Annotated in this window: 21 protein-coding genes; 14 read left to right on the top strand and 7 right to left on the bottom strand. The window is 64.1% G+C overall.

Annotation, left to right across the window (positions count from 1 at the left end; translation table 11 throughout):
- The first annotated feature begins 17 nt into the window (after positions 1-17).
- Complete coding sequence (locus tag CO675_RS05895) at positions 18-860, top strand: methyltransferase domain-containing protein (protein ID WP_097671102.1); 843 nt, start codon at positions 18-20, stop codon at positions 858-860.
- A gap of 501 nt (positions 861-1,361) precedes the next feature.
- On the opposite strand, the gene CO675_RS05890 is transcribed toward CO675_RS05895, so the two are convergent.
- On the bottom strand, positions 1,362-1,772 hold the full coding sequence (locus CO675_RS05890; protein WP_076864004.1) for a (deoxy)nucleoside triphosphate pyrophosphohydrolase: 411 nt from the start codon (positions 1,770-1,772) through the stop codon (positions 1,362-1,364).
- 178 nt (positions 1,773-1,950) lie between these two features.
- Here CO675_RS05890 and CO675_RS05885 point away from each other — a divergent pair, with 178 nt between their 5' ends.
- On the top strand, positions 1,951-3,300 hold the full coding sequence (locus CO675_RS05885) for a TadE/TadG family type IV pilus assembly protein (protein ID WP_097671101.1): 1,350 nt from the start codon (positions 1,951-1,953) through the stop codon (positions 3,298-3,300).
- Positions 3,301-3,474: 174 nt separating this feature from the next.
- Here CO675_RS05885 and argJ read toward each other — a convergent pair whose 3' ends face one another.
- Complete coding sequence (argJ, locus tag CO675_RS05880; protein WP_097671100.1) at positions 3,475-4,716, bottom strand: bifunctional glutamate N-acetyltransferase/amino-acid acetyltransferase ArgJ; 1,242 nt, start codon at positions 4,714-4,716, stop codon at positions 3,475-3,477.
- A 317-nt stretch (positions 4,717-5,033) separates the two neighbouring features.
- Positions 5,034-5,972: a peptidylprolyl isomerase gene (locus tag CO675_RS05875; RefSeq protein WP_097671099.1), complete on the bottom strand. Its 939-nt coding sequence runs from the start codon at positions 5,970-5,972 to the stop codon at positions 5,034-5,036.
- Between the two features lie 380 nt (positions 5,973-6,352).
- Here CO675_RS05875 and secA point away from each other — a divergent pair, with 380 nt between their 5' ends.
- Positions 6,353-9,217: a preprotein translocase subunit SecA gene (secA, locus tag CO675_RS05870; protein WP_097671098.1), complete on the top strand. Its 2,865-nt coding sequence runs from the start codon at positions 6,353-6,355 to the stop codon at positions 9,215-9,217.
- Between the two features lie 73 nt (positions 9,218-9,290).
- On the opposite strand, the gene CO675_RS05865 is transcribed toward secA, so the two are convergent.
- A complete protein-coding gene (locus tag CO675_RS05865) occupies positions 9,291-9,560 on the bottom strand; it encodes a cupin domain-containing protein (protein ID WP_245452648.1) in 270 nt (89 codons plus the stop codon).
- 394 nt (positions 9,561-9,954) lie between these two features.
- Here CO675_RS05865 and CO675_RS05860 point away from each other — a divergent pair, with 394 nt between their 5' ends.
- A complete protein-coding gene (locus CO675_RS05860) occupies positions 9,955-10,557 on the top strand; it encodes a hypothetical protein (RefSeq protein ID WP_097671097.1) in 603 nt (200 codons plus the stop codon).
- Between the two features lie 61 nt (positions 10,558-10,618).
- Here CO675_RS05860 and CO675_RS05855 read toward each other — a convergent pair whose 3' ends face one another.
- From CO675_RS05855 to CO675_RS05845, 3 genes are all read right to left on the bottom strand, one after another.
- Positions 10,619-11,209 carry a hypothetical protein gene (locus CO675_RS05855; RefSeq protein ID WP_097671096.1) on the bottom strand — a complete coding sequence of 197 codons (591 nt, stop codon included), beginning with the start codon at positions 11,207-11,209 and terminating at the stop codon, positions 10,619-10,621.
- Positions 11,210-11,510: 301 nt separating this feature from the next.
- Complete coding sequence (locus CO675_RS05850) at positions 11,511-11,951, bottom strand: VOC family protein (protein WP_097671095.1); 441 nt, start codon at positions 11,949-11,951, stop codon at positions 11,511-11,513.
- A gap of 167 nt (positions 11,952-12,118) precedes the next feature.
- Positions 12,119-12,562, bottom strand: coding sequence for a MarR family winged helix-turn-helix transcriptional regulator (locus tag CO675_RS05845; RefSeq protein ID WP_016847408.1), 444 nt, complete (start codon positions 12,560-12,562; stop codon positions 12,119-12,121).
- A gap of 178 nt (positions 12,563-12,740) precedes the next feature.
- Here CO675_RS05845 and CO675_RS05840 point away from each other — a divergent pair, with 178 nt between their 5' ends.
- The 10 genes from CO675_RS05840 (at position 12,741) to CO675_RS05800 (ending at position 22,516) form a co-directional block, all read left to right on the top strand.
- Positions 12,741-13,922: a substrate-binding domain-containing protein gene (locus CO675_RS05840; RefSeq protein WP_097671094.1), complete on the top strand. Its 1,182-nt coding sequence runs from the start codon at positions 12,741-12,743 to the stop codon at positions 13,920-13,922.
- Positions 13,923-13,994: 72 nt separating this feature from the next.
- Positions 13,995-15,158 (top strand): substrate-binding domain-containing protein, encoded by a 1,164-nt coding sequence (locus CO675_RS05835; RefSeq protein WP_097671093.1) that lies wholly within the window; start codon positions 13,995-13,997, stop codon positions 15,156-15,158.
- A 274-nt stretch (positions 15,159-15,432) separates the two neighbouring features.
- Positions 15,433-16,947: an amidase gene (locus tag CO675_RS05830; RefSeq protein ID WP_097671092.1), complete on the top strand. Its 1,515-nt coding sequence runs from the start codon at positions 15,433-15,435 to the stop codon at positions 16,945-16,947.
- A 42-nt stretch (positions 16,948-16,989) separates the two neighbouring features.
- On the top strand, positions 16,990-17,847 hold the full coding sequence (locus CO675_RS05825; RefSeq protein WP_097671091.1) for a branched-chain amino acid ABC transporter permease: 858 nt from the start codon (positions 16,990-16,992) through the stop codon (positions 17,845-17,847).
- Between the two features lie 5 nt (positions 17,848-17,852).
- On the top strand, positions 17,853-19,073 hold the full coding sequence (locus CO675_RS05820; RefSeq protein WP_097671090.1) for a substrate-binding protein: 1,221 nt from the start codon (positions 17,853-17,855) through the stop codon (positions 19,071-19,073).
- A 7-nt stretch (positions 19,074-19,080) separates the two neighbouring features.
- Positions 19,081-20,181: a branched-chain amino acid ABC transporter permease gene (locus CO675_RS05815; RefSeq protein WP_245452647.1), complete on the top strand. Its 1,101-nt coding sequence runs from the start codon at positions 19,081-19,083 to the stop codon at positions 20,179-20,181.
- Positions 20,168-20,902: an ABC transporter ATP-binding protein gene (locus CO675_RS05810; protein ID WP_097671088.1), complete on the top strand. Its 735-nt coding sequence runs from the start codon at positions 20,168-20,170 to the stop codon at positions 20,900-20,902. The genes CO675_RS05815 and CO675_RS05810 overlap by 14 nt, the downstream gene beginning before the upstream one ends.
- The gene (locus CO675_RS05805; RefSeq protein ID WP_097671087.1) at positions 20,895-21,596 is read left to right on the top strand and encodes a branched-chain amino acid ABC transporter ATP-binding protein; all 702 of its coding nucleotides are present in this window, start codon (positions 20,895-20,897) and stop codon (positions 21,594-21,596) included. The genes CO675_RS05810 and CO675_RS05805 overlap by 8 nt, the downstream gene beginning before the upstream one ends.
- A 265-nt stretch (positions 21,597-21,861) precedes the next feature.
- Positions 21,862-22,035 carry a hypothetical protein gene (locus CO675_RS40885; RefSeq protein ID WP_198964501.1) on the top strand — a complete coding sequence of 58 codons (174 nt, stop codon included), beginning with the start codon at positions 21,862-21,864 and terminating at the stop codon, positions 22,033-22,035.
- A gap of 250 nt (positions 22,036-22,285) precedes the next feature.
- Entirely contained in the window at positions 22,286-22,516 is a 231-nt protein-coding gene (locus CO675_RS05800; RefSeq protein WP_097671086.1) for a hypothetical protein, read from the top strand.
- The last annotated feature ends 2 nt before the right edge of the window (positions 22,517-22,518 follow it).

Here is a 22,518-nt window from a genome sequence, read left to right as displayed (position 1 = left end):
CGGCGTAACCAGCGCGAATGGCAACGACCCCGGCCACGGCCCCGATCCTGTTCGACCGCGCACTGCTCGGCGCGCGGCTGGCGCGCGCGCAGCGCGAGGGGGCGGCGACGTTCCTGCTCGAGCGCGCCACCGAAGACATGTCCGACCGCTTGCTGGCGGTGTCGCGCAGCTTTTCGACCGCGGCCGACGTCTGGACGCCGGGTGACGGGCTTGCCGACGCCTTGCGCGGGCGTGTCGCCTCGGTCGGGCCGATCGGCTTCAGCGAAACGGAAGCACTCGGCCTAGCGCCGGAGTCGCTCGATCTGGTGGTCTCCGCGCTCGCCTTCCAGTTCGTCAACGATCTGCCGGGCGTGCTGGCGCAGATCCGCCGCGCGCTCAAGGGCGACGGGCTGCTGCTTGCCGCGATGCTGGGCGGCGACACGCTGACCGAGCTCAGGCAGAGCTTTGCCGCGGCGGAGGCGGAGTGCGAGGGCGGGGTGTCGCCACGCGTTGCGCCGTTCGCCGATCTGCGCGACATCGGCGCACTGTTGCAGCGGGCCGGCTTTGCGCTGCCGGTCACCGATGTCGACCGCGTCGTGGTGCGCTACGCCAGCGCGTTCGCGCTGATGGCCGATCTCCGGCGCATGGGCGCGACCAATGTGCTGCGCGATCGCCGCCATACCCCGACCCGCCGCGCCACCATGCTGCGGATGGCGCAGATCTATGACGAGCGCTTCGCCGATCCCGACGGCCGCATCCGGGCCACCTTCGACATCGTCTGGCTGTCCGGCTGGGCGCCGCATGAGAGCCAGCCGAAGCCGCTCAAGCCGGGCTCGGCGAAGGCGAGCCTTGAGGCCGCGGTGAAGGGGGCGAAGCGTTAGGCGCGCACGGTGCCAGGGCTCCCTCTCCCCTTGCGGGAGAGGGTTGGGGAGAGGGGTAGCCCCGGGCGAGATACTCGTGTGATCATCGCTTTCGCAATTCTGCGCCCGTCTTCGAGAAGCATGCTGAGGGAGCGCGCCGTGTGGCACCCCTCTCCCCAGCCCTCCCCCGCAAGGGGGGAGGGAGCCCGTCCATAGTGCGTCCCTCACGGTCGTTCGCTCATCGCGCGCCAGCGAAATCACAGCAGACGCGGCAGCAGCGGGGATGCCGCCGTCGCTTACCTTTCTCTCGGATCGCAGTTGTCGATGCGATCCAACCTCTCTCACAAGGTGGGCGACGGTTGCTCGCGCGATTTCGGAATAATGGAATTATGCCGGTGAGTTGCCCGACGTGTCAAGCAGCCCGATCGAACGCCGGCGATACCGCCGGCTACTGTGCATGGGGTTGTTTTCGATATTTTGGGTAGCCGCGCTTCCCCCCGCGAGCGGGAGAGGCGAAGCGGATCACAGCAGCAGGTCCATCAGATGCGGCAGCAGCGGGATGTCCGCCGGCGGCATCGGGTAGTCGCGCAGCTTGTTGGCGCGGACCCAGGCGAGGTTCTGGCCCTCGCGCGCCACCGCCATGCCCTCCCAGCGGCGGCAGATGTAGAGCGGCATCAGCAAATGGAAGGTCTCGTAGGCATGGCTGGCGAAGGTCAGCGGTGCGAGGCACGGCTCGCTCACGGTGATGCCGATCTCCTCGTGCAACTCGCGGATCAGGGTCTGCTCCGGCCGCTCGCCGGGCTCGATCTTGCCGCCGGGGAATTCCCACAGCCCCGCCAATGCCTTGCCTTCGGGGCGCTGCGCCAGCAGCACGCGCTTGTCGGCATCGACCAGCGCGCAGGCGACGACGAGGGTCAGCTTGATGTCAGCCATGCGGCACGAATGGTCCTTGTTGTCTTGCAAGCTTTCATTAACCAGCAACGCGCCGTCGGCCAAACGATTTGTGCCTGCGCGCTTTTTCTGCATTCGCGATAAGCCGGCCTTAATGCGCCGCGGGCAGGGTGAAGGTCCTGATTTATCAGCGCATCATTTTCTCTGCCGATATAAACCCATGCACACCTTGCTCCGGACCGTCAGCCGTTTCCGCCGCGATCGCTCCGGCAACATCGCGATGATCTTTGGTTTGGCCCTGCTGCCGCTCATGGTCGCGGTCGGATGCGCGGTCGACTATTCCCGCGCCAACCAGATCCGCAGCAAGCTGATCTCCGCCGCCGACGCGGCGAGCGTCGGATCGGTCGCCAAGGCTTCGCCCGGCTTCCTCGCGGCCGGCGCCATGACCTCGGATGGCGAGATTTCGGTCGGCGAGGCCGACGCGAAGAAGATCTTCAACGGCAACATCTTCAACCAGAACGGCTTCACACTGACCAACGTGACGCCGACCATGACCAAGAGCGGCGGCACCATCACCTCGACGGTCCAATTCTCCGCAGATGTCCCGACCATGTTCCTCGGCGTGCTGGGCCGCAGCAAGGTGTCGGTGTCGGGCACTTCGACATCGACCGCGAACATGCCGCTCTACATCGATTTCTATCTGCTGCTGGATAATTCGCCGTCGATGGGCGTCGGCGCCACGCCGACTGATGTCGCCAAGCTGGTCACGGCCACCACCGGCAACAGCTTCAAGCCGAATGACCAATGCGCCTTCGCCTGCCACGACTACAACGACCCGAACAACTACTACAATCTGGCGAAATCGCTTGGCGTCACGACGCGGATCGACGTGCTTCGCAGCGCAACCCAGCAATTGATGGACACCGCAGCGGCGACCCAGACCTATTCGAGCCAGTTCCGCATGGCGATCTATGACTTCGGCGCGTCCTCGGCGACCTATGGCTTGCGAAGCCTGTTTTCGCTGTCGTCGAGCCTGTCGAGTGCAAAGTCGGCGGCCGGCAACATCGATCTGATGGGTGTCTACGGCAACAACGATTCCTACACCGCGGACAAGGACAGCCAGTTCACCGCGATCTTTCCCCAGATCAACAATGCGATTGCAAACCCGGGCGCGGGCACATCGTCGGCGCCGCTCAAATATCTGTTCTTCGTATCCGACGGGGTCGCCGACGAGCCGAATACAAGCTGCCTGAAGCCGCTCGCCGGCAGCAATCGTTGCCAGTCGCCGATCAATCCGGCGCTCTGCGATGCGATCAAGAAGCGCAACATCAAGATCGCGGTGCTCTACACCACCTATCTGCAACTGCCGACCAACAACTGGTACATGAACTGGATCGACCCGTTCAATCAGGGTCCGTTCGGCCCGTCACCGAACAGCCAGATCGCGCAGAACATGCAGGCCTGCGCCTCGCCGGGCTTCTATTTCGAGGTCAGCCCGACCCAGGGCATCGCGGACGCGATGAACGCGCTGTTCAAGAAGGCGGTCGCCGACGCGCGGATCAGCAGCTAGGCCGCAAGTCTCGTCTCTCCCGTCACCCTGAGGTGCGAGCGGAGCGAGCCTAAGGGGTCGACGGCCCAACTTTCGCAGCGTCGGGATATTCGGGCCGTGCATCCTTCGAGGCGCGCAAGTGCGCGCACCTCAGGATGACGGAACGACTTGTTTTTCCTGGAATGAGGCAGAACCCTACGACCTGTAATCGCCGTTGATCGCGACGTATTCCTTGGTGAGGTCGCAGGTCAGCACGCGGTCCTTCGCCTTGCCGAGGCCGAGCGCGACCTTGATCTGGATCTTCGGCGCTTTCATCGCCTCCGACACTTCTTTCTCATTGTAGGACGGATCGCGCGCGCCGCTCTTGGCGACGCGGATGCCGTTGAAGGAGATCGAGAGCTTGTCGCGGTTGGCGGGCTCGCCGGCCTTGCCGACCGCCATCACCACGCGGCCCCAATTGGCGTCCTCGCCGGCGATCGCGGTCTTCACCAGCGGCGAATTGGCGATCGACATCGCGATCTTGCGCGCCGACGGTTTTGTCGTCGCGCCCTCGACCACGACCTCGACCAGCTTGCGGGCGCCCTCGCCGTCGCGCGCCACCTGTTCGGACAGATTGGCGAGGATCTGCTGGAACGCCTTGGTGAAGGCCTTCAGGCGCGGGTCGCTGGCGCGCGAGATCTTCGGCGCGCCATACGCTGCCGCAGCGCCGGTCGCAAACGCCAGCAGCGTGTCCGAGGTCGAGGTGTCGCCGTCGATGGTCAGCGCATTGAAGGTGTCCTCGACGCCGGCCTTGAGCAGCGATTGCAGCACGCCAGCCGACAGCGGCGCGTCGGTGAAGACGAAGGACAGCATGGTCGCCATGTCGGGCATGATCATGCCGGCGCCCTTGGCCATGCCGTTGATCGTCACCTTGGCCTTGCCGAGCTTGACGGTCGCGGTGGCGACCTTCGGGAAGGTATCGGTGGTCATGATCGCCTTGGCCGCGTCCATCCACAGATCGGGGGTCGCGGTCTCCGCGAGCTGCGCCAGCACGCCGTCGAACTTGGTGGCGTCGAGCGGCTCACCGATCACTCCGGTGGAGGCAAGGAACACATCCGACGTCGAGCAGCCGACCGCCTTCGCCGCGATCTGCGCGGTCAAGGCGGTGGACGCCTTGCCGGTCTTGCCGGTGAAGGCGTTGGCGTTGCCGGAATTGACCACCAGCGCGCGCGCGGCCCCGCCCTTCAGCTTGGCGCGGCACCATTCGACCGGCGCCGACGGGCATTTCGACTTGGTGAACACGCCGGCCACCGTGGTGCCCTTGTCCAGCAGCGCGAGCAGCACGTCGGTGCGCCCCTTGTAGCGGATGCCGGCGGCAGCGGTCGCAAGCCGCACACCCGCGATCACGGGCATCTCGGGAACGTCGGGCGGGGCGAGGGGGGAGACGGCGGTGGACATGAGAGGCTTCCGGCTACGGGGAGGGAAGCGCTGCATAACATCTCGCCGTGAGAAGCGGGAGAGGGTGGTGCAGCAATCACGGTGTCGTCCTGGCGAAAGCCAGGACCCATAACCACCGTCATCAATTGTTCAAGAAACTGCCGCCGCGGCAAGACAACCACTGCTGCGGAGTATGGCTTTCGCCAGGACGACGTTGTGAAGCTGGATGGTGCTTGCCCCAGATTTCGCTTCGCTGCATCCGGGCTACGAACGCGCCTCAAAAAAGCAAATGGCCGGGACATGCCCGGCCATCGCAACTGTAACAACGTTGGCGAAGCTTACTTCTTCGCCGGCGCCATCTTGTTGTCGGCGGGCTTCGGCGCGTCCTTGGCGGCATCGGCCGGCGCGGTCGCGTCCTTGGCCGTCTCGGCCGGCTTGTCCATCCGCTCGACCTTGGCGGCCTCGCGCAGCTTGGCGACATAGTCGGCCTGGGCCTTGCGGGTCACATAGGTCTCGATCTGGGCCTTCACCTGCTCGAAGTCGGGCGCCTTGCGGTTGCGCTTTTCCTCGACCTTGATGATGTGCCAGCCGAACTGCGACTTGACCGGATCGGAGATCTTGCCCGGCTCGAGCGTGAAGGCGACCGCGGAGAATTCCGGCACCATCTGCTCCTTGGTGAAGAAGCCGAGGTCGCCGCCGTCCGAGGCGCCGGGATCCTTGGACTTCTTCTTGGCGAGCTCGGCGAAGTCGGCGCCCTTGTCGAGCTCGGCCTTGATCGCCTTGGCCTCGTCCTCGGTCTCGACCAGGATGTGGCGGGCGCGCACCTCCTGCTCGCCGGTGATCTGCTTGGAGGCCTCTTCATAGACCTTCTTCATGGCGTCGTCGGTGGTCGCGGCCTTGCCCTCGCTGGCAAGCAGGCTGTCCATCAACAGGCGGTTGCGGGTGAAGGCGAGCCGCTTCTTGAAGTCGTCATTGTTCTCGATCTTCTTGTCCTCGGCGGCCTTGGACACGATCTTCATGTCGATCAGGAAGGACAGCACGTTGTCCTTGCGGGTCGAGGGGTCCATCTGCTGCAGGCTCGGGCCGAGTTCCTCCTCGGCGAGCGCGACGTCGCTGGCATGGATCTCGGAACCGTTCACCTTCGCCAGCACCGGGTCGGACTCCGCGGCGCGGACCGGGAGGCCGGCAGCCAGCACTGCGACAAGACAGCCCGTGGCGGCCAGGGTGGCGAGGCCGAGGCGCAGGCCGGTTTTGGTTTCCGGAGGCGAGGTGGTCATGCAAAATCCTTGGTCTAAAGGGGGGAAGCTCGAGCGGGGCGGACACTCGCCCAATCGTGTTACATTGGCAACGCGAAAGTCTTGTCAAAATGATGAATTCCTTGACATCTTGGCGGCGTTGACAACCCCCCGACCGGGCCATATCTCTGGCCGACCGTGTCAGCGGTGAGAGCGCTTATTTTGCTGCGTTTTTCGCCGTTGAACCCAGGATGGCCTGTTTCCCACTCAATTGGCGGAGGAGCTCCGGGCCGGGGCTCGAACCGTAGCGCGTCACGGTGAGTTGATAGGCAATCCGGCGGACCATCTCAGGCTGTATTCCAAGACTTGAAATTCAACACTGAACCAAGACCGAACTCGAGACCGAAGAACAGGAATTTCGCATGATCGGCGCGCTCGCCCGCAAGTTTTTCGGCTCCTCCAACGACCGTCGGGTCAAGGGGTATCAGTCCCGCGTCAGCGCCATCAACGCCCTGGAAGGTGAGCTCGTCAAACTGACGGACGACCAGCTCAAGGCCCGCACCGCCGAGTTCAAGCAGCAGCTCGCCGGCGGCAAGACGCTCGACGACATCCTGGTTCCGGCCTTCGCCACGGTGCGCGAGGCGGCCAAGCGGACGCTCGGTCAGCGCCATTTCGACGTCCAGCTGATCGGCGGCATGGTGCTGCACGAGGGCGACATCGCCGAGATGAAGACCGGCGAAGGCAAGACGCTGGTTGCGACGCTCGCGGTCTACCTCAACGCGCTCGCCGGCAAGGGCGTCCATGTCGTCACCGTCAACGACTACCTCGCCCGCCGCGACTCCGGCTGGATGGGTCAGATCTATTCGTTCCTGGGGCTGACCACCGGCGTGATCGTGCACGGCCTCGACGACGCCGAGCGCAAGGCCGCCTATGCCTGCGACATCACCTACGGGACCAACAACGAATACGGCTTCGACTATCTGCGCGACAACATGAAGTACCGCCTGGAGGACATGGTCCAGCGCGAGCACTTCTATGCGATCGTCGACGAGGTGGACTCGATCCTGATCGACGAAGCGCGCACGCCGCTGATCATTTCCGGCCCGCTCGACGACCGTTCGGATTTCTACAACACCATCGACACCTTCATGCCGAAGCTCGTCAAGAAGGACGACTACGAGGTCGACGAGAAGCAGCGCACGGTGACACTGACCGAAGGCGGCATGGAGAAGCTGGAGAACCTGCTGCGCGACGCCGGCCAGCTCAAGGGCGATTCGCTGTACGACGTCGAGAACGTCTCCGTCGTGCATCACGTCAACCAGGCGCTGCGCGCGCATACGCTGTTCACGCGCGACAAGGACTACATCGTCCGCGACGACGAGGTCGTGATCATCGACGAGTTCACCGGACGCATGATGCAGGGCCGCCGCTATTCGGAAGGCTTGCACCAGGCGCTGGAAGCCAAGGAGCACGTCACGGTCCAGCCCGAGAACCAGACGCTGGCCTCGATCACCTTCCAGAACTATTTCCGGATGTACCAGAAGCTGTCCGGCATGACCGGCACGGCGCTGACCGAAGCCGACGAACTGTTCGACATCTACAAGCTCGAGGTCGTCGAGATCCCGACCAACCTGCCGGTGGCGCGTCTCGACGAGGACGACGAGGTCTATCGCACCCAGAACGAGAAGTACGGCGCGATCCTCGCCGAGATCGAGCGCGCCAACAAGCGGCTGCAGCCGGTGCTGGTCGGCACGGCGTCGATCGAGAAGTCGGAAGTGCTGGCCGAGTTCCTCAAGAAGCACGGCTACAAGCAGATCGATTTCACCTCCGAATCCGGCATGGAGAAGCTCTATGCCGCTGCCCGCGCGGGCAAGCCGGCAAAGCTGTTCGCAGTGCTGAACGCGCGCTTCCACGAGCAGGAAGCCTATATCGTCGCGGAAGCCGGCGTGCCGGGCGCGATCACGATCGCGACCAACATGGCCGGCCGCGGTACCGACATCAAGCTCGGCGGCTCGCTCGAGATGCGGATCCAGCAGGAGACCGCAACCATCACCGACGAGGCCGAGAAGGCCAAGAAGATCGAGCAGATCAAGGCCGACATCGAGCGCTTCCGCGAGATCGTGCTGAAGGCGGAAGAGGATTTCGAGGTCGAGCCCGCCAAGGGCAACAAGCCCGCCAAGACCGTGAAGAAGCCGGGCGGCCTCTACATCATCGGCTCCGAGCGCCACGAATCCCGCCGCATCGACAACCAGCTGCGCGGCCGTTCCGGCCGTCAGGGCGACCCCGGCCGCTCGAAATTCTTCCTGTCGCTGGAAGACGATCTGATGCGCATCTTCGGCTCGGATCGGCTCGACAGCATGCTGCAGCGGCTCGGCCTGCAGGAAGGCGAAGCCATCATCCATCCCTGGATCAACAAGGCGCTCGAGAAGGCCCAGCAGAAGGTCGAGGCGCGCAACTTCGACATCCGCAAGAACCTCTTGAAATTCGACAACGTCCAGAACGACCAGCGCAAGGTGATCTTCGACCAGCGCGTCGACCTGATGAAGGACGACAGCGTCGTCGAGACCGTGACCGACATGCGCCACGCCTTCGTCGAGGACGTGGTCGCCAAGCACATTCCCGAGCACGCCTATGCCGAGCAATGGGACACTGCGGGCCTCAAGGAAGAGCTGAAGCGCGTGCTCGATGTCGATCTGCCGGTCGACGAATGGGCCAAGGAAGAGGGCATTGCCGACGAGGAGCTGCTGACGCGCATCGAGAACCACGTTGACGAGCGGATGGCGGCCAAGGTCGCGCAATGGGGCCCCGACGTGATGCGTTACGTCGAGAAGACCATCCTGTTGCAGACGCTCGACCATCTCTGGCGCGAGCACCTGATCATGCTCGACCATCTGCGCCAGGTGATCGGCCTGCGCGGCTACGGCCAGCGCGATCCGTTGCAGGAGTACAAGACCGAAGCCTTCAATCTCTTCCAGGAAATGAGCGCGCATCTGCGCGAGGCGGTCACCGCCCAGCTGATGCGGGTGGAGATCGTGCCGCCGGAAGAGCCGCCGATGCAGCTGCCGCCGATGGAAGCGCACAAGCTCGATCCGAACACCGGTGAGGACGAGTTCGCCCAGGCCCGCCTGACCGAGGCCACTTACGCCCAGGCCTCGCTGGCGCCGGCCATGTCCGCAGCCGACCGCAATCCGAACGACCCGGCAAGCTGGGGCAAGGTCGGCCGCAACGAGGACTGCCCCTGCGGTTCAGGCAAGAAGTACAAGCACTGCCACGGGCGGTACGCGTAGTAGGCGACTTCAACGGGGCAGGCGCAGATCGGCAGGCGCGCGCGGCCCGTCACGCCTGCCGATGGCCATTTAACTATTTCGGGGTGTCGTAAAGCGGCTTGCCCTTGTCGACGATATGGACGGTCAAGAGCTTGATCGTCTTGTCACCGACGACCTTATAAGCGCCGTGTGGTGTATCCCGTACATTCAAGCCAATGGTGCCGGTCGGAATAGGCACCTGCCTTCCGTCCGGCAATTCGACGGTCCCGCCTTCGAGGAAGTAGTAGGATTCATCGCCATGATGAATGTGAAGTGTTGAAGTGTCGCCAGGCTTCAATTCGCTAATGCTCGTGACGATCTCCATGTTCATCCCGGTCAGGTTGCCACGCTTCTGTTGGCGTGGCTCGGTACATCTCGCACCGCAACCACCTTCACCGGTGAAACTTCGATCGCAATCAGCGCAGCGCAACAGTACCCGCTCCACGGAGGGTGTGCGCGCCGCGTTTCTTCGGCCCGCGAGGGCCCCGTAAGGAAGAGGATCCCGTGGGCGGACGGCCGGGACGATCCAGACACTTGGCAGTTCAACCGAGAGCGATGAGTGATGACGATCTCGGAGATCGTCCCACGCATTCAAGAGTTGCATGACTTGGCGTCGGCTGATTCTATGTCGTTGAGCTTCAGATGTTTGTATGCCGGATTCGCGCGGCTACAAGTGACGCCTCGAATCGCCTGCCGGCCTCTGCGACTTGGAATGCCTGATGTTACATACTCCCGCCTTTTCCCTGGTCCTGTTCAGTTGGCTGAGGCAAATCGGGGAAATCCTGCTTCTGGTCGGATTGAGCGGCGAAGTCGCACTTCTGGTCCTCGGGATTTCGAAAGGCGCCTGGGAGCGAGGGTTGGCGATTACATTTGCCGTTCTCGTCCTGGTCGGCTGTGGCCTCGAATGGTGGGCCGATAGTCCGAGGACGTTCGGCCCTGCGTCGCAACAGCGCGTTGCCAATACCCTCAAGGAGTTTCGCGGCACTCCGTTTGACTTCTCGGTCGAGCTTGACCCCGAAGCGGTTGCATTGATGGAAGATGTCGCCCAAGCGCTCGATGCCGCCGGCTGGAAGAGACAAGCAGTTGCACAGGGCTCTGGATATATCCCGCCGGGACAGCCCGCAGCCGGCATTGTCGTGCTCAAAGGGGTCGAAGTGCAGATCGCCGAATCGCGACAGTCGGATTGGGGTGATGCTGGTAAGCCGGCCGCCATCCTTCTGCACGCCATGCGGAATGAGGGATTGACCGCCTTCGCGAAGCAGGTGCCCGATAGTCAGGAAAGCGTCGACGCAATCCATATCAAGATTGGCGCCAAGCCTTGAAAAATACGCATCTCTTTGCGTGACGACAAAGGCCCGGCATCATCTCGCGACTGTCGATTGGCTAGCCGATCGTATTGAAGAGACGCAAAATCCATGTCGTTTGGTACACGAGGGTGCCAAGAACGAAAATGGCGTGAAACCTTCGATTGCCGGTCAGAACGGCAACCACGGACAGGACGATGAGAACCGGCGTTCGAAAAACATACTCATGGCCAAATTGAGCGAAGTGGGCTTCTCCCTTCAAGAGAGTATCGACGACATCGAGAATGTAAGTGAGGGCCAGCAGGCCGAAGAACCACATTCGTCGTGAATAGAAATACTCTTCGTAATTGCGATAGCCATCCATCGAGTCCGGAAAGAGCATCGCGCAGATCAGGAACAAGACAATCGCGTACCCGATCAGGAACAGGTACGTCCCGAAGGTCCAATGCTCGATCTTGAAAAGACCGAATTCCCACCACCAAAAGTGAACGAGCATCAAGAGCGCCACGAGGACCCAGGCGAGATGCACGGAATAAACGCGGTATTGTTTGGGGTGTTGGACGATGCGGGCCACCCCGGACAAAAGACGTGTAACCCCCAGCCCGACGACCATACCCAACACGATTCGTATATGCGGGAAGATATCGTGTGCCGTAACTATCTTGTCCATCCGATTCCTGGTGCTGGTTTGCAGAATAGATACGCCAGGAAACGGTCCAAGGCGACCTCCCTCTTCGCCATCGATTTCCCAAGCATCTGCAATCCGCCCAAGGGCATTGCGTTGTAGGAATCGCTCGAGCGCGCGATGGTACAGGAGCGCGCTCGATGTGGTCCATTGCATGCCGGCAGCGTTGGTGTTGTCCGGTACGTCCGCACCGCAAAACGCGGGCCTGCTTTCACCGGAGAAAACCCGGTGCGCCCAGTTGCCGCAGACGACGCGGCGGGCTATTGGCCCGCCCGTCAAAGCCGCATCATTGTGAACCGGCGAAGGCCTTGTCGAGATCGGCGATGACGATCTTCTGCATCTTCAGCATCGCCTGCATCGCGCGATCGGCCGCCTTGCGGTCGGGATCGCCGAGGTAGCGGCTCAGCGCCGTCGGGATCACCTGCCAGGACAGGCCGAAGCGGTCCTTGAGCCAGCCGCAGCGCGATTCCTGGCCGCCGTCGGTGAGCTTCTCCCAGAAGTAATCCACCTGCTCCTGGGTCTCGACGCTGAGGAAGAACGACACCGCCTCGTTGAACTTGTGCTGCGGCCCGCCATTGAGCGCGTAGAACCGCTGCCCCTCGAGCTCAAAACTCGCCATGAAGTCGCTGACGGTCTCGATCTCGGCGTTCGGGAACACCGATTTGTAGAAGGCGACTGCATCGCGGACATTGTTGTCGAGCCAGAGGAACGGCGTGATCGAAGTCATGACGGGGTTGTCCTCGCTATCTGGTGGATCGGGTGGACCTCAAGCGCGCGGGCGCAAAGGCTGCGCCGCCGGCGCGCTCACAGGACGCACCCAACGCCCCGGGCCCGACATTCCCCGCCGGTCTTTTTTTGTGGCTCGATGGCGGCGCCGCACCGGCCGGCGCGGCCTCAGTTGGCGCTGCCGATCAGGCTTTCCAGCAGCCGCTTGAGCTCGGTGGTCGACTTGTCGCCATAGCTCTCGACGATGTGCTCTTCCTGGCTCACCGCCAGCGAGTTCAGCCGGCGGCACAGCGCCTTGCCGCGGTCGGAGACGAACATCAGCACCTTGCGGCGATCCTTCGGATCCTGCACGCGATAGACGAGGGCATCCGACACCATGCGGTCGATCATCTTGGTCAGCGTCGGATGGTTGAGCAGCACCGCGTCGGCAAGCTCGCCCATCGAGTGGCCGTTGCCGTCGGACAGCACTTTGAGGATGCGCCACTGCTCGACCGGCACGCCTTCCTTGGCCAGCCGCGTCTCCAACTGCCGGTTGATCTCCCGGTTGGCTTGCGCGAGCAGGTAGGCGAGGTGTTCGGTGATCGGGGAATTTTCTTTCGGCGGTTTAGCCACGGCGTGAGACCTGGTTCCTGACCCGGTGAATGAATGTCCGGCAACTCATGCCATTTCTATATGCACTTCAATTGTTGAATATTCAATATTTTCCCCTAGGATATTCCCCCAACCAAGGGGCGGATGCCGCGACCGCCCGCTGGCTGCGTTGCGTACTGCTTCCCAGACAGGAGTTGGCGTGCTTTCGACGGTCTCCTTCCAGGCGTATGGCGGCATGCCCGTCGCGCCGCCGCACCTGTTTCGAAATCCGTCGTCCTGCGCGGCCGATCTCGCTTTGACCGTCAAGCCGGGCTCCTCGCGCCGTGGCGGCACCGACAGCAAGCTCAGAATCGGCAATTTCATCACCTTCTCCGGCGCGCCCGGGATCTGGGGGCCGATCTCGGCCAACAGCGTCATGCTCGCGGTCGCCGAGATCAACCGGCGCGGCGGCATCCGCGGCCGCGAGGTCGAACTGTCGATGTACGACGCCGGCGGTCCGATCGAGGAGGTGGTGCGCCGTGCCGAGCGGGCGATCGCGTTCGACGAGATCGACGTGATCATGGGCTCGCATATCTCCGCGGTCCGCCTCGCACTGCGCAAGGTCACGGCCGGCCGCATCCCCTATGTCTACACGCCGGTCTATGAGGGCGGCGAGCGGACGCCAGGGGTGATGGCGATCGGCGAGACGCCGCGCGCCGAAAGCCGCCCGGCGATCCACTGGCTCACCGAGGTCAAGAAGGCGCAGCGCTGGTACCTGATCGGCAGCGACTATGTCTGGCCCTGGCAATCGCATCGCGCGGTGAAGCGTTACATCAAGGAGGCCGGCGGCCAGGTGGTCGGCGAGGAATTCGTCCCGCTCGGCGAGGACGATCACGAGCCGCATCTGGCGCGGATCCGCGCAGCAAGGCCCGACGTCGTGCTGATCACCCTGATCGGCACCGACAGTATCACCTTCAACCGCGCCTTCGCGGAAGCCGGGCTCGCCGCCACCACGCTGCGCTATGCGGGCGCGATGGACGAGACCGTGCTGCTCGGCATCGGGCCGGACGCGACCGAGAACCTGTTCTGCGCCTCCGGCTATTTCGGCTGCGTCGACTCGCGCGCCAATGACGAGTTCCAGATCAGCTACCGCGCGATGTTCGGGGCGCACGCGCCGCCGATCGGCTCGGTCGGGCAGTCCAATTACGAGGGGATGCGCTTCCTCGAAGCGGCGGCCAACCGCGCCCGTTCGCTCTCGACGGGTCCCTTGTTCGCTGCGGCGCGAAATCTCGTCTACAGCGGCGCCCGCGGCACCGTCACCATTCGCGACGGCCGCGCCGAAATGCCGATCTATCTTGCCGAGGCCGACGGTCTCGACTTCAATGTGATCAAGACGATCTAGCGTGTGGCACCGTTGCCGTGAGCGGCGTGCCGGTGCCGGACAGGAGCAGGTGTGCATTCGACGCCCAACGTCATGGCAAGAGACCTCCCGTTCCCGCCATCCCTGTTGTTCAGGAACCTGGCGTCGGCGGCCTCCGATCGCCTGCTTGCGCCGATGGATCGCGGCGGGTTCGGTCCGCGCGGCGCGCGCAACCGGCTGCGGATCGGCGGCTTCGTCTGTTGTTCCGGTTCGCCCGGGATGTGGGGGCCGGCCACGACCTCGACCGCGCAGCTCGCCGTCGCCGAGATCAACCGGCGCGGCGGCATCCTCGGCCGCGAGATCGAGTTCCAGGTCTACGACGCCGGTGGACCGCTCGACGAGGTCGTCGACCGCGCCGAGCAGGCGATCGCCTCCGACGAGGTCGATCTCATCATGGGCATGCACACCAGCGCGGTGCGTGTCGCGCTGCGTCACCTCATCACCCGCAGCAAGATCCCCTACATCTACACGCCGGTCTATGAGGGCGGCGAGCGGACGCCGGGCGTGATTGCGATCGGCGAGACACCGCGTTGGCAGAACCGGCCGTCGATCCACTGGCTGGCCGAGGTGAAGCGCGCCAGGCGCTGGTACCTGATCGGTAGCGACTATGTCTGGCCATGGCAGTCACACCGCGCGGTGAAGCGCTACATCAAGGAGACCGGCGGCCTCGTGGTCGGCGAGGAGTTCGTGCCGGTCGGCGAGGACGATCACGAGACGCAACTGGAGCGGATCCGCGCGGCCAAGCCCGATGTCGTGCTGATCTCGCTGATCGGCACCGACGGCGTGACCTTCAACCGCGCCTTCGCCGATGCCGGGCTCGCCGCCACCACGTTGCGCTTTGCCGGCTGTTTCGACGAAACCGCGCTGCTCGGCATCGGCGCCGACAAGACCGAGAACCTGTTCTGCGCCTCCGGCTATTTCCCCTCCGTCGGCTCGCAGGCCGGCGACGATTTCAGGGACCGCTATCGCGCGATGTTCGGGGCGTTCGCGCCGCCGGTCGGATCGTGCGGCGAGTCCGCCTATGAAGGCTTCTGTCTGCTCGAGGCTGCCGCCAACCGCGCCGGCACGCTGGACCTGCGCCCGCTGCTCGCGGCAGCCGACAACCTCGTCTATCGCGGCCCGCGCGGTCCGGTCACCGTGCGCAGCGGCCACGCCAGGATGCCGATGTATCTGGCCGAAGCCGACGGCCTCGACTTCAGGGTAATCAAGGCGATCTGATTCTTCCTTCACCTCTCCCGCTTGCGGGGGAGGTCGGATTGCATCGCAGATGCAATCCGGGTGGGGCTCTTTCCAAGATACGATTCGTGGAGACACCCCCACCCCGACCCTCCCCCGCAAGCGGGAGAGGGAGCTTTGCGAAATAATACTTGAAAAGGAAAATATTTCCGTTTTCAATACAGCGACGGGGTGAGCGGTTCGCGCGGGTCAACGCGCTGCCCGCGGCCCTGCGTCGAGGGATCAATCCAAAGATCAAAAGCTTCAGGAGAGCGCCGTGACCGTCGTCCTTCCCACGCCAACGCAACTTCGTGCCGTCGCCGAGCAGTGCGGCCTGTCCCTGACCGATGAGGACGTGGCCTCGTTCCGCGGCCTGATGCAGGGTTCGGTCGATGCCTACAATCTCGTCGCCCAGATGCCGGACGAGCTGCCCGAAGTGAAATATCCGCGCACGCCCGGCTATCGTCCGGCACCGGAAGACAACAAGCACAACGCCTGGTACCGCAAGTCGACCGTGAAGGGCGCCGCCTCCGGCAAGCTCAAGGGCAAGACGGTGGCGCTGAAGGACAACATCATGCTGGCCGGTGTGCCGATGACCAACGGCTCGTCGACGCTCGAAGGCTATATGCCCGACTTCGACGCCACCATCGTCACGCGCATGCTCGATGCCGGCGCCGAGATCGCCGGCAAGACGCACTGCGAACACTTCTGCCTGTCCGGCGGCAGCCACACCGGCTCCTATGGGCCGGTGCACAATCCGCACAAGATGGGTTATTCGGCCGGCGGCTCGTCGTCGGGCTCCGGCGTCGTGGTCGCGCTCGGCGAGGTCGACATGGCGATCGGCGGCGACCAGGGTGGCTCGATCCGTATGCCGTCCTCGTTCTGCGGAACCTACGGCATGAAGCCGACCTGGGGTCTCGTGCCCTATACCGGCATCATGCCGATCGAGATCTACGTCGACCACACCGGCCCGATGACCGCGACCGTGGAAGACAACGCGCTGCTGCTGGAAGTGCTGGCCGGCGACGACGGCTATGATCCGCGGATCAAGGCGCCGAAGGTCGAGGACTACACCAAGGCGCTCGGCAAGGGCGTCAAGGGTATGAAGATCGGCATCGTCAAGGAAGGCTTTGAGCAGCCGACCGCCGAGGCCGCGGTGAACGAAAGCGTGCGTGAGGCGGCCAAGCGCTTCAAGGATCTCGGCGCCAGCGTCGAGACGGTGTCGATCCCGATGCACATGCTCGGCGGCGCGATCTGGACCCCGATCGGCACCGAAGGTCTGACCCAGACCATGATGTTCGGCGACGGCTACGGCCTCAGCCGCGGCGACCTTTATTCGACCTCGCTGATGGATTTCCATCGCGGCTGGCGCCGTCAGGCGGATTCGCTGTCCGAGACCACGAAGCTGTTCATGCTGCTCGGCACCTACATCAACAACAATTTCGGTCCGCGCTTCTACGGCAAGGCGCTCAACATCTCGCGCCGGCTGACAGCAGCCTACGACAAGGCTTTCAAGGACTACGATCTGCTGCTGATGCCGACCACGCCGATGAAGGCGACGAAGTTGCCCGAGGCCAATGCCAGCCGCGAGGAGTATGTCGCCCGCGCGCTGGAGATGATCTCCAACACCGCGCCGTTCGACATCACCCATCATCCGGCGATGTCGCTGCCCTGCGGCATGGTCGACGGCCTGCCGGTCGGCCTGATGCTGGTCGGCCGGATGTTCGAGGAAACCACCATCTACCGTGCCGCGCATGCCTTCGAGCAGGCCGGCGACTGGAAGAAGATGTGAGGCGCCGCTTGTCGCAGACGCAAGGTCGACGGATCGAACACCATGGCTAGCACCTTTGCCGCGGTGTTCGAAATCGTGAGCTTCGGCGCGATCATCGTGCTGGTCGTGCTCGGGCTCGGCATCATCGCCAGCATGATGGGCATCTTCAACTTCGCGCAGGGCGAGTTCGTCCTGCTCGGGGCCTATGTCACCTATCTGGCTTACGCCCATGGCGCGCCGGTCTGGGCCGGCATGGTCGCGGCGCCCTTCGTGGTCGGCGCGATCGGCTTCGTGCTGGAGGCGCTGATCATCCGCCGCTTCTATGCGGCGCCGATCGTGGCGATGCTCGGCACCTATGCGCTCGGGTTGATCATTCGCGAAAGCGTCCGCGGCCTGATCGGCGGCTTCTATCTCACGGTGCCGGAGCCGATCGGCGGTTCGATCGACCTCGGCTCGGTCCACATCTCGGCTTGGCGCTTCACCATCATCGTGATCACGCTCGTGGTGATGGGCGGCTGCTATCTGCTGCTGGCGCGCACCAGCTTTGGGCTTCGGGTCCGCGCCACCCTGGAGAACCCGGCGCTGGCGCGCGCGTCGGGCATCTCGACGCCGTTGATCTACGGCGCGACCTTTGCGTTCGGCGCGGCGCTGGCCGGCCTTGCCGGCGCGTTGATCGTGCCGGTGTTCTCTCTGTTCGCTGATCTCGGCATCCGCTTCCTGATCCAGGGCTTCGTCGCCGTGATGGTCGGCGGGGTCGGCTCCTTCATCGGTCCGGTCGCCGGCGCCGGTGTGATCGGCACGCTCAGCGCGGCGCTGCCATGGGTCATGTCTCCCGTCGTCGCCGACGTTCTCGTCTTCGTGCTCGCCATCGCCTTCATCAAATTCCGGCCGCAAGGCCTCATTGCTGGGAAAGGGGTCTAATCACCATGTCGATTGAACGCATGAATCTTACGCGCCGCCGCTTCATGAGCAATTTCGCCTTTGCGACCGGTGCGCTCGCGACCGGGGTCGGCAGCTGGGTGGTGAGGCCGGATTGGGCCAACGCCGCCGAAGGCCCGATCAAGGTCGGCATCGCAACCGACCTGACCGGCCCGATCGCCTATGCCGGCAATGCCGACGCCAACGTCGCCAAGATGGTGATCAAGGAGATCAACGCCGGCGGCGGCCTGCTCGGCCGGCCGCTCGAGCTCTATATCGAGGACACCGCCTCGAACGAATCGGTCGCGGTCGGCAACGTCCGCAAGCTGATCCAGCGCGACAAGGTCGACATGGTGCTGGGCGGCATCACCTCGTCGATGCGCAACGCGATCAAGGATCCGATCGTGGCGCGCGGCAAGACGCTGTACATCTATCCGCAGCTCTACGAGGGCAAGGAGTGCACGCCCTATCTGTTCTGCACCGGGCCGACGCCGGCGCAGCAATGCGACGAGTTCATTCCCTGGCTGATCAAGAACGGCGGCAAGAAGTTCGCGCTGCCGAGCGCCAATTATGTCTGGCCGCACACGCTCAACGTCTACGCCCGCAAGGTGATCGAGGCCAACGGCGGCGAGGTCGTGTTCGAGGAATACTACCCGCTCGACCAGGTCGACTTCTCGTCGACCGTCAATCGCATCGTCTCCAACAAGGTCGACGTCGTCTTCAACACCGTGATCCCGCCGGGTGTCGGGCCGTTCTTCAAGCAGCTCTATGAAGCCGGCTTCCTCAAGAACGGCGGGCGGCTCGCCTGCGTCTACTATGACGAGAACACGCTCAACATCAATCAGGCCAGCGAGATCGAAGGGCTGGCGAGCTGCCTCGACTACTTCAAGGTGCTGACCAAGGAGGATCCGTTCAACGCCAAGATCCAGGCGGCCTATGAGAAGGATTTCCCGGGCAACTTCCTGTTCGCGGCCGGCAGCGCCGCCACCGGAACCTATCGCGGCCTCAAGCTGTGGGAAGCCGCGGTCAAGGAAGCCGGTAAGGTCGATCGCGAGTCGGTTGCGGCCGCGCTCGATCACGCCAAGATCGCCGAAGGGCCCGGCGGACCGGCCGAAATGGTGCCCGGCAAGCGGCACTGCAAGATGAAGATGTACACCGCTGTTGCCAAAGGCGGGAACTATGAGATCGTGGCGCGCAGCGCCGGTCTCGTCGATCCCAAGGAATGCTGAGCAATCCATGGGTGGAGCAGAGCAGGCCGTCGCACGCATCGGTGAGGAACCGGATGTCGTGACAGGTGAGGGGCTACCAGCCGCGCGCGCGCCGGCGGGACAGGCATCGGCAGGATGGAAGGTCCTGCCGATCGTGGAAGGGCTGGTGCTCTTGATCGCACTGGTCCTGCCATGGGTGCTGCAGGATTATCTCACGGTGTTCGCCACCCGTGTGGTGATCCTCGCGCTGTTCGCGCTGTCGTTCGACCTGGTGTGGGGCTATGCCGGCATCATGAGCTTCGGCCAGGCGCTGTTCTTCGGCGCCGCCGGCTACGGCGTGGCGTTGCTCGCGCGCGACCTCAACGTTACCTCGATCCTCTTGATCCTGCCGGCGGGCACCCTGATCGGCCTCACCGCATCGCTGCTGCTCGGCGGCTTCCTGCTGCTCGGGCGCTATCCCTCGAGCGTGATCTTCGTCTCGCTCGGCACCCTGACCGGCTCCTACGCGGCGGACCGGCTGGCGCGCGGCTGGTACTATCTCGGCGGCCAGAACGGCATCCCGTCGATCCCGCCGCTCACGCTCGGCAGCTACGAGTTCGAGGAGGGGCCAGTCTACTACTACATGGTGCTCGGCATCCTCGTCGTCGTCTATCTGCTCTGCCGCTTCCTGGTCCGCTCGCAATTCGGCCTCGCGCTTGCGGGCCTGCGCGAGAACGAGCAGCGCATCGCCTTCTTCGGCTACAAGGCGCAGCATCTGAAGGCGATCATCTTTGCGGTCGGCGGCACCATCGCCGGCCTCGCCGGCAGCCTCTATGCCTTCCACGAAGGTTTCGTCTGGCCCAACATGCTGGGCGTCGTGTTCTCGACCCAGGTGGTACTCTACGTGTTGTTCGGCGGCTCCGGCACCCTGATCGGCGCGGTGATCGGCACCGTGATCATCGAGGGCGTCAGCTTCTGGCTGTCGGACAATTACCGCGACGTCTGGCCGATCATCCTCGGCGTATTGCTGCTGCTCGTGATCATGTTTCGTCCGCTCGGGCTGGTCTCCTTCGTGCTCGGCGAGCGCGAGCGGGTCGGCAGCTTCGGCAAAGCGCCAAAGCCAAAGGAGACCGGCAATGCCGCTCCTTGAAGCGTCAGGCATCAGCAAGGTGTACGGCAAGCTCACCGCGCTCGATGGCGCAGGATTGACCGTTGGCGAGAACGAGTTTCACGGCCTGATCGGGCCCAACGGCTCGGGCAAGAGCACGCTGATGAAATGCGTCGCCGGCGCCGAAGTGCCGACCACGGGCAAGGTCTCGTTCGTCAACACCGACATCACCGCGTTCACGCCGACCGAGCGCGCCCGCGCCGGCATGAGCCTGAAATTCCAGATCACCTCGGTGCTGCCGACGCTGACGCTGTACGACAACATCCTGCTGGCGCTGCAGGCGCATTCCTCGCTGTTCGATCTCGTGCTGTCGCGCACCCGCAACAGGCTGCACGATCAGGTGATGACGATGCTGACCCAGTTCCGGCTCGCCGATCGCGCGCATGATGCCGCGGCCGCGCTGTCGCACGGCCAGCAGCAATGGCTCGAGATCGCGATGGCGCTCGCCGGCAAGCCGCGGCTGCTGCTGCTGGACGAGCCGACCGGCGGCATGAGCCTCGAGGAGCGTCGCGTCACCGGCGAGCTGCTGCAGCCGATCAAGCAGCATTGCTCGCTCGTCATCGTGGAGCACGATCTCGATTTCATCCGCGACATCTGCGACCGCCTCACCGTGCTCGACCAGGGCAAGGTGCTGGCGTCGGGGACGGTCGCGGAAATCCAGGCCAACAAGAGCGTCCAGGAGATTTATCTTCGCCGTGCCTGATCAATCCTTCCTCGATATCCGGCATATCGATGCCGGCTACGGCCGCAGCCAGGTCCTGTTCGATGTCAACATCGGCATTCCCTGGCGCGGCGGCGTCGCCGTGCTCGGCCGCAACGGCGCCGGCAAGACCACGCTGATGAAGACCATCGTCGGCGAGCTCGCGAGCACGACGGGAGAGTTGTTCTTCGACGGCCGCGACATCACCCGCCGCCGCACCGAGGAGCGCGTGCGCTCCGGCATCGGCTATGTGCCACAGGAGCATTCGGTGTTCGCCCGGCTTTCAGTGCGCGACAACCTCGCGGTCGGCTCGCTGACCAACTCCGATACGAGCGCGGTCGACCGCGTGCTGGCGATCTTCCCCAAGCTCGGCCAGCGTCTCGACCAGCCGGCCGGCACGCTGTCCGGCGGCGAGCGCAAGATGCTGGCGATCGGCCGCGCCATGCTCGGCAATCCGAAGCTGCTGCTGCTGGACGAGCCGACCGAAGGCGTCTGGATCGGCGTGATCGAGGAGATCACCGAGCGGCTGATCGAGCTTGCCAAGGACATCTCGGTCGTGATCGTCGAGCAGCATCTCGACCTCGCCCTGCGCGTCGCCGACTACGCCTATGTGCTGGACCGCGGCCGCGTCGCGCTGCAGGGCGCAGCCGGCGAGGTGCGGAGCGATCCGGAACTGCTGCGGTATCTGGCGCCGTAACCGCGGGCCAAGCGGCTGTTCGCGGCGGGATCGGTTCCGACTGGCAAAGACGTCTGCGGTGCAGCGGTCGGGCCATCCCATTCCCAGCTCAGCTCTGGGTGTCCCCGCCCATGATCAAAGCCGTCACCAAGGCTTCGCTCTTTTGACGAGGGTCAACGCGGACCCGGCAAGAGAGTGCTGAATGCCTTGCGGGCTTCCAACTGTGTCGTGGAGCCGCAGCCGGTTTTTGCGCTTGTTGGATCGGACTGATCGAGCGGGGATAGTCTTGACGAAGGAACGGCAGGCAGAAGATGCGGCGGATGCATTCCGGCTCCTGCGGGCCTTTCGTGCGATCCGGGACCGTGCCGCACGACGGCGCATCGTCGAGACAGTTGAAGCGATCGCCAATGATCGCGCACCGGCTGGCGACGCACCGTCGTTCGCCATCAATCAAAAATAGAACGCGGCGAGCCAACTCATTATCGGGCTCCCAGGTGGCTGACTATCGCCCGTTGCGAAGGCAGGCGGCCAGCTTTTCGTCCGGAGCGGCCAATGTCCCTCGGGGCTGCGGCCGCCGCGGTCTCGCGTGCGCCGGGCATCTCGAAGACCCCGGCAAGGGGCTCAGGGATCCTTAGCCGAAGCAGGGGAACCCCCGGTTCCCCAGGAACGAAGAGCTCCGGCCGCCGTTGGGCCGCGGGAGGAATTCACCAATGCGTTATCTTTCGATCATAGCCCTTTGTGCTGCTGCCGTGATGAGCAGCGGTGCCGCGCTGGCGCAGCATGCCGGCACCAAGTCCGAACAATCCGCGTGCTCGCGCGACGCACAGCGCTTCTGCCGCAAGGACCTCGGCAATGACGGCGCCGTGCAGAGCTGCCTTCAGATGAAGCGAGCCAGCCTGAGCTCAAGCTGCAAGAAGGTCTTCGAGAGCCACGGCATGTAACC

Source organism: Bradyrhizobium sp. C9, from assembly GCF_002532045.1.
In the GTDB taxonomy this organism is placed as follows: domain Bacteria; phylum Pseudomonadota; class Alphaproteobacteria; order Rhizobiales; family Xanthobacteraceae; genus Bradyrhizobium.
Note: the sequence above shows the minus strand (reverse complement) of the source record. Positions and strands in the feature narration are given on the sequence as shown.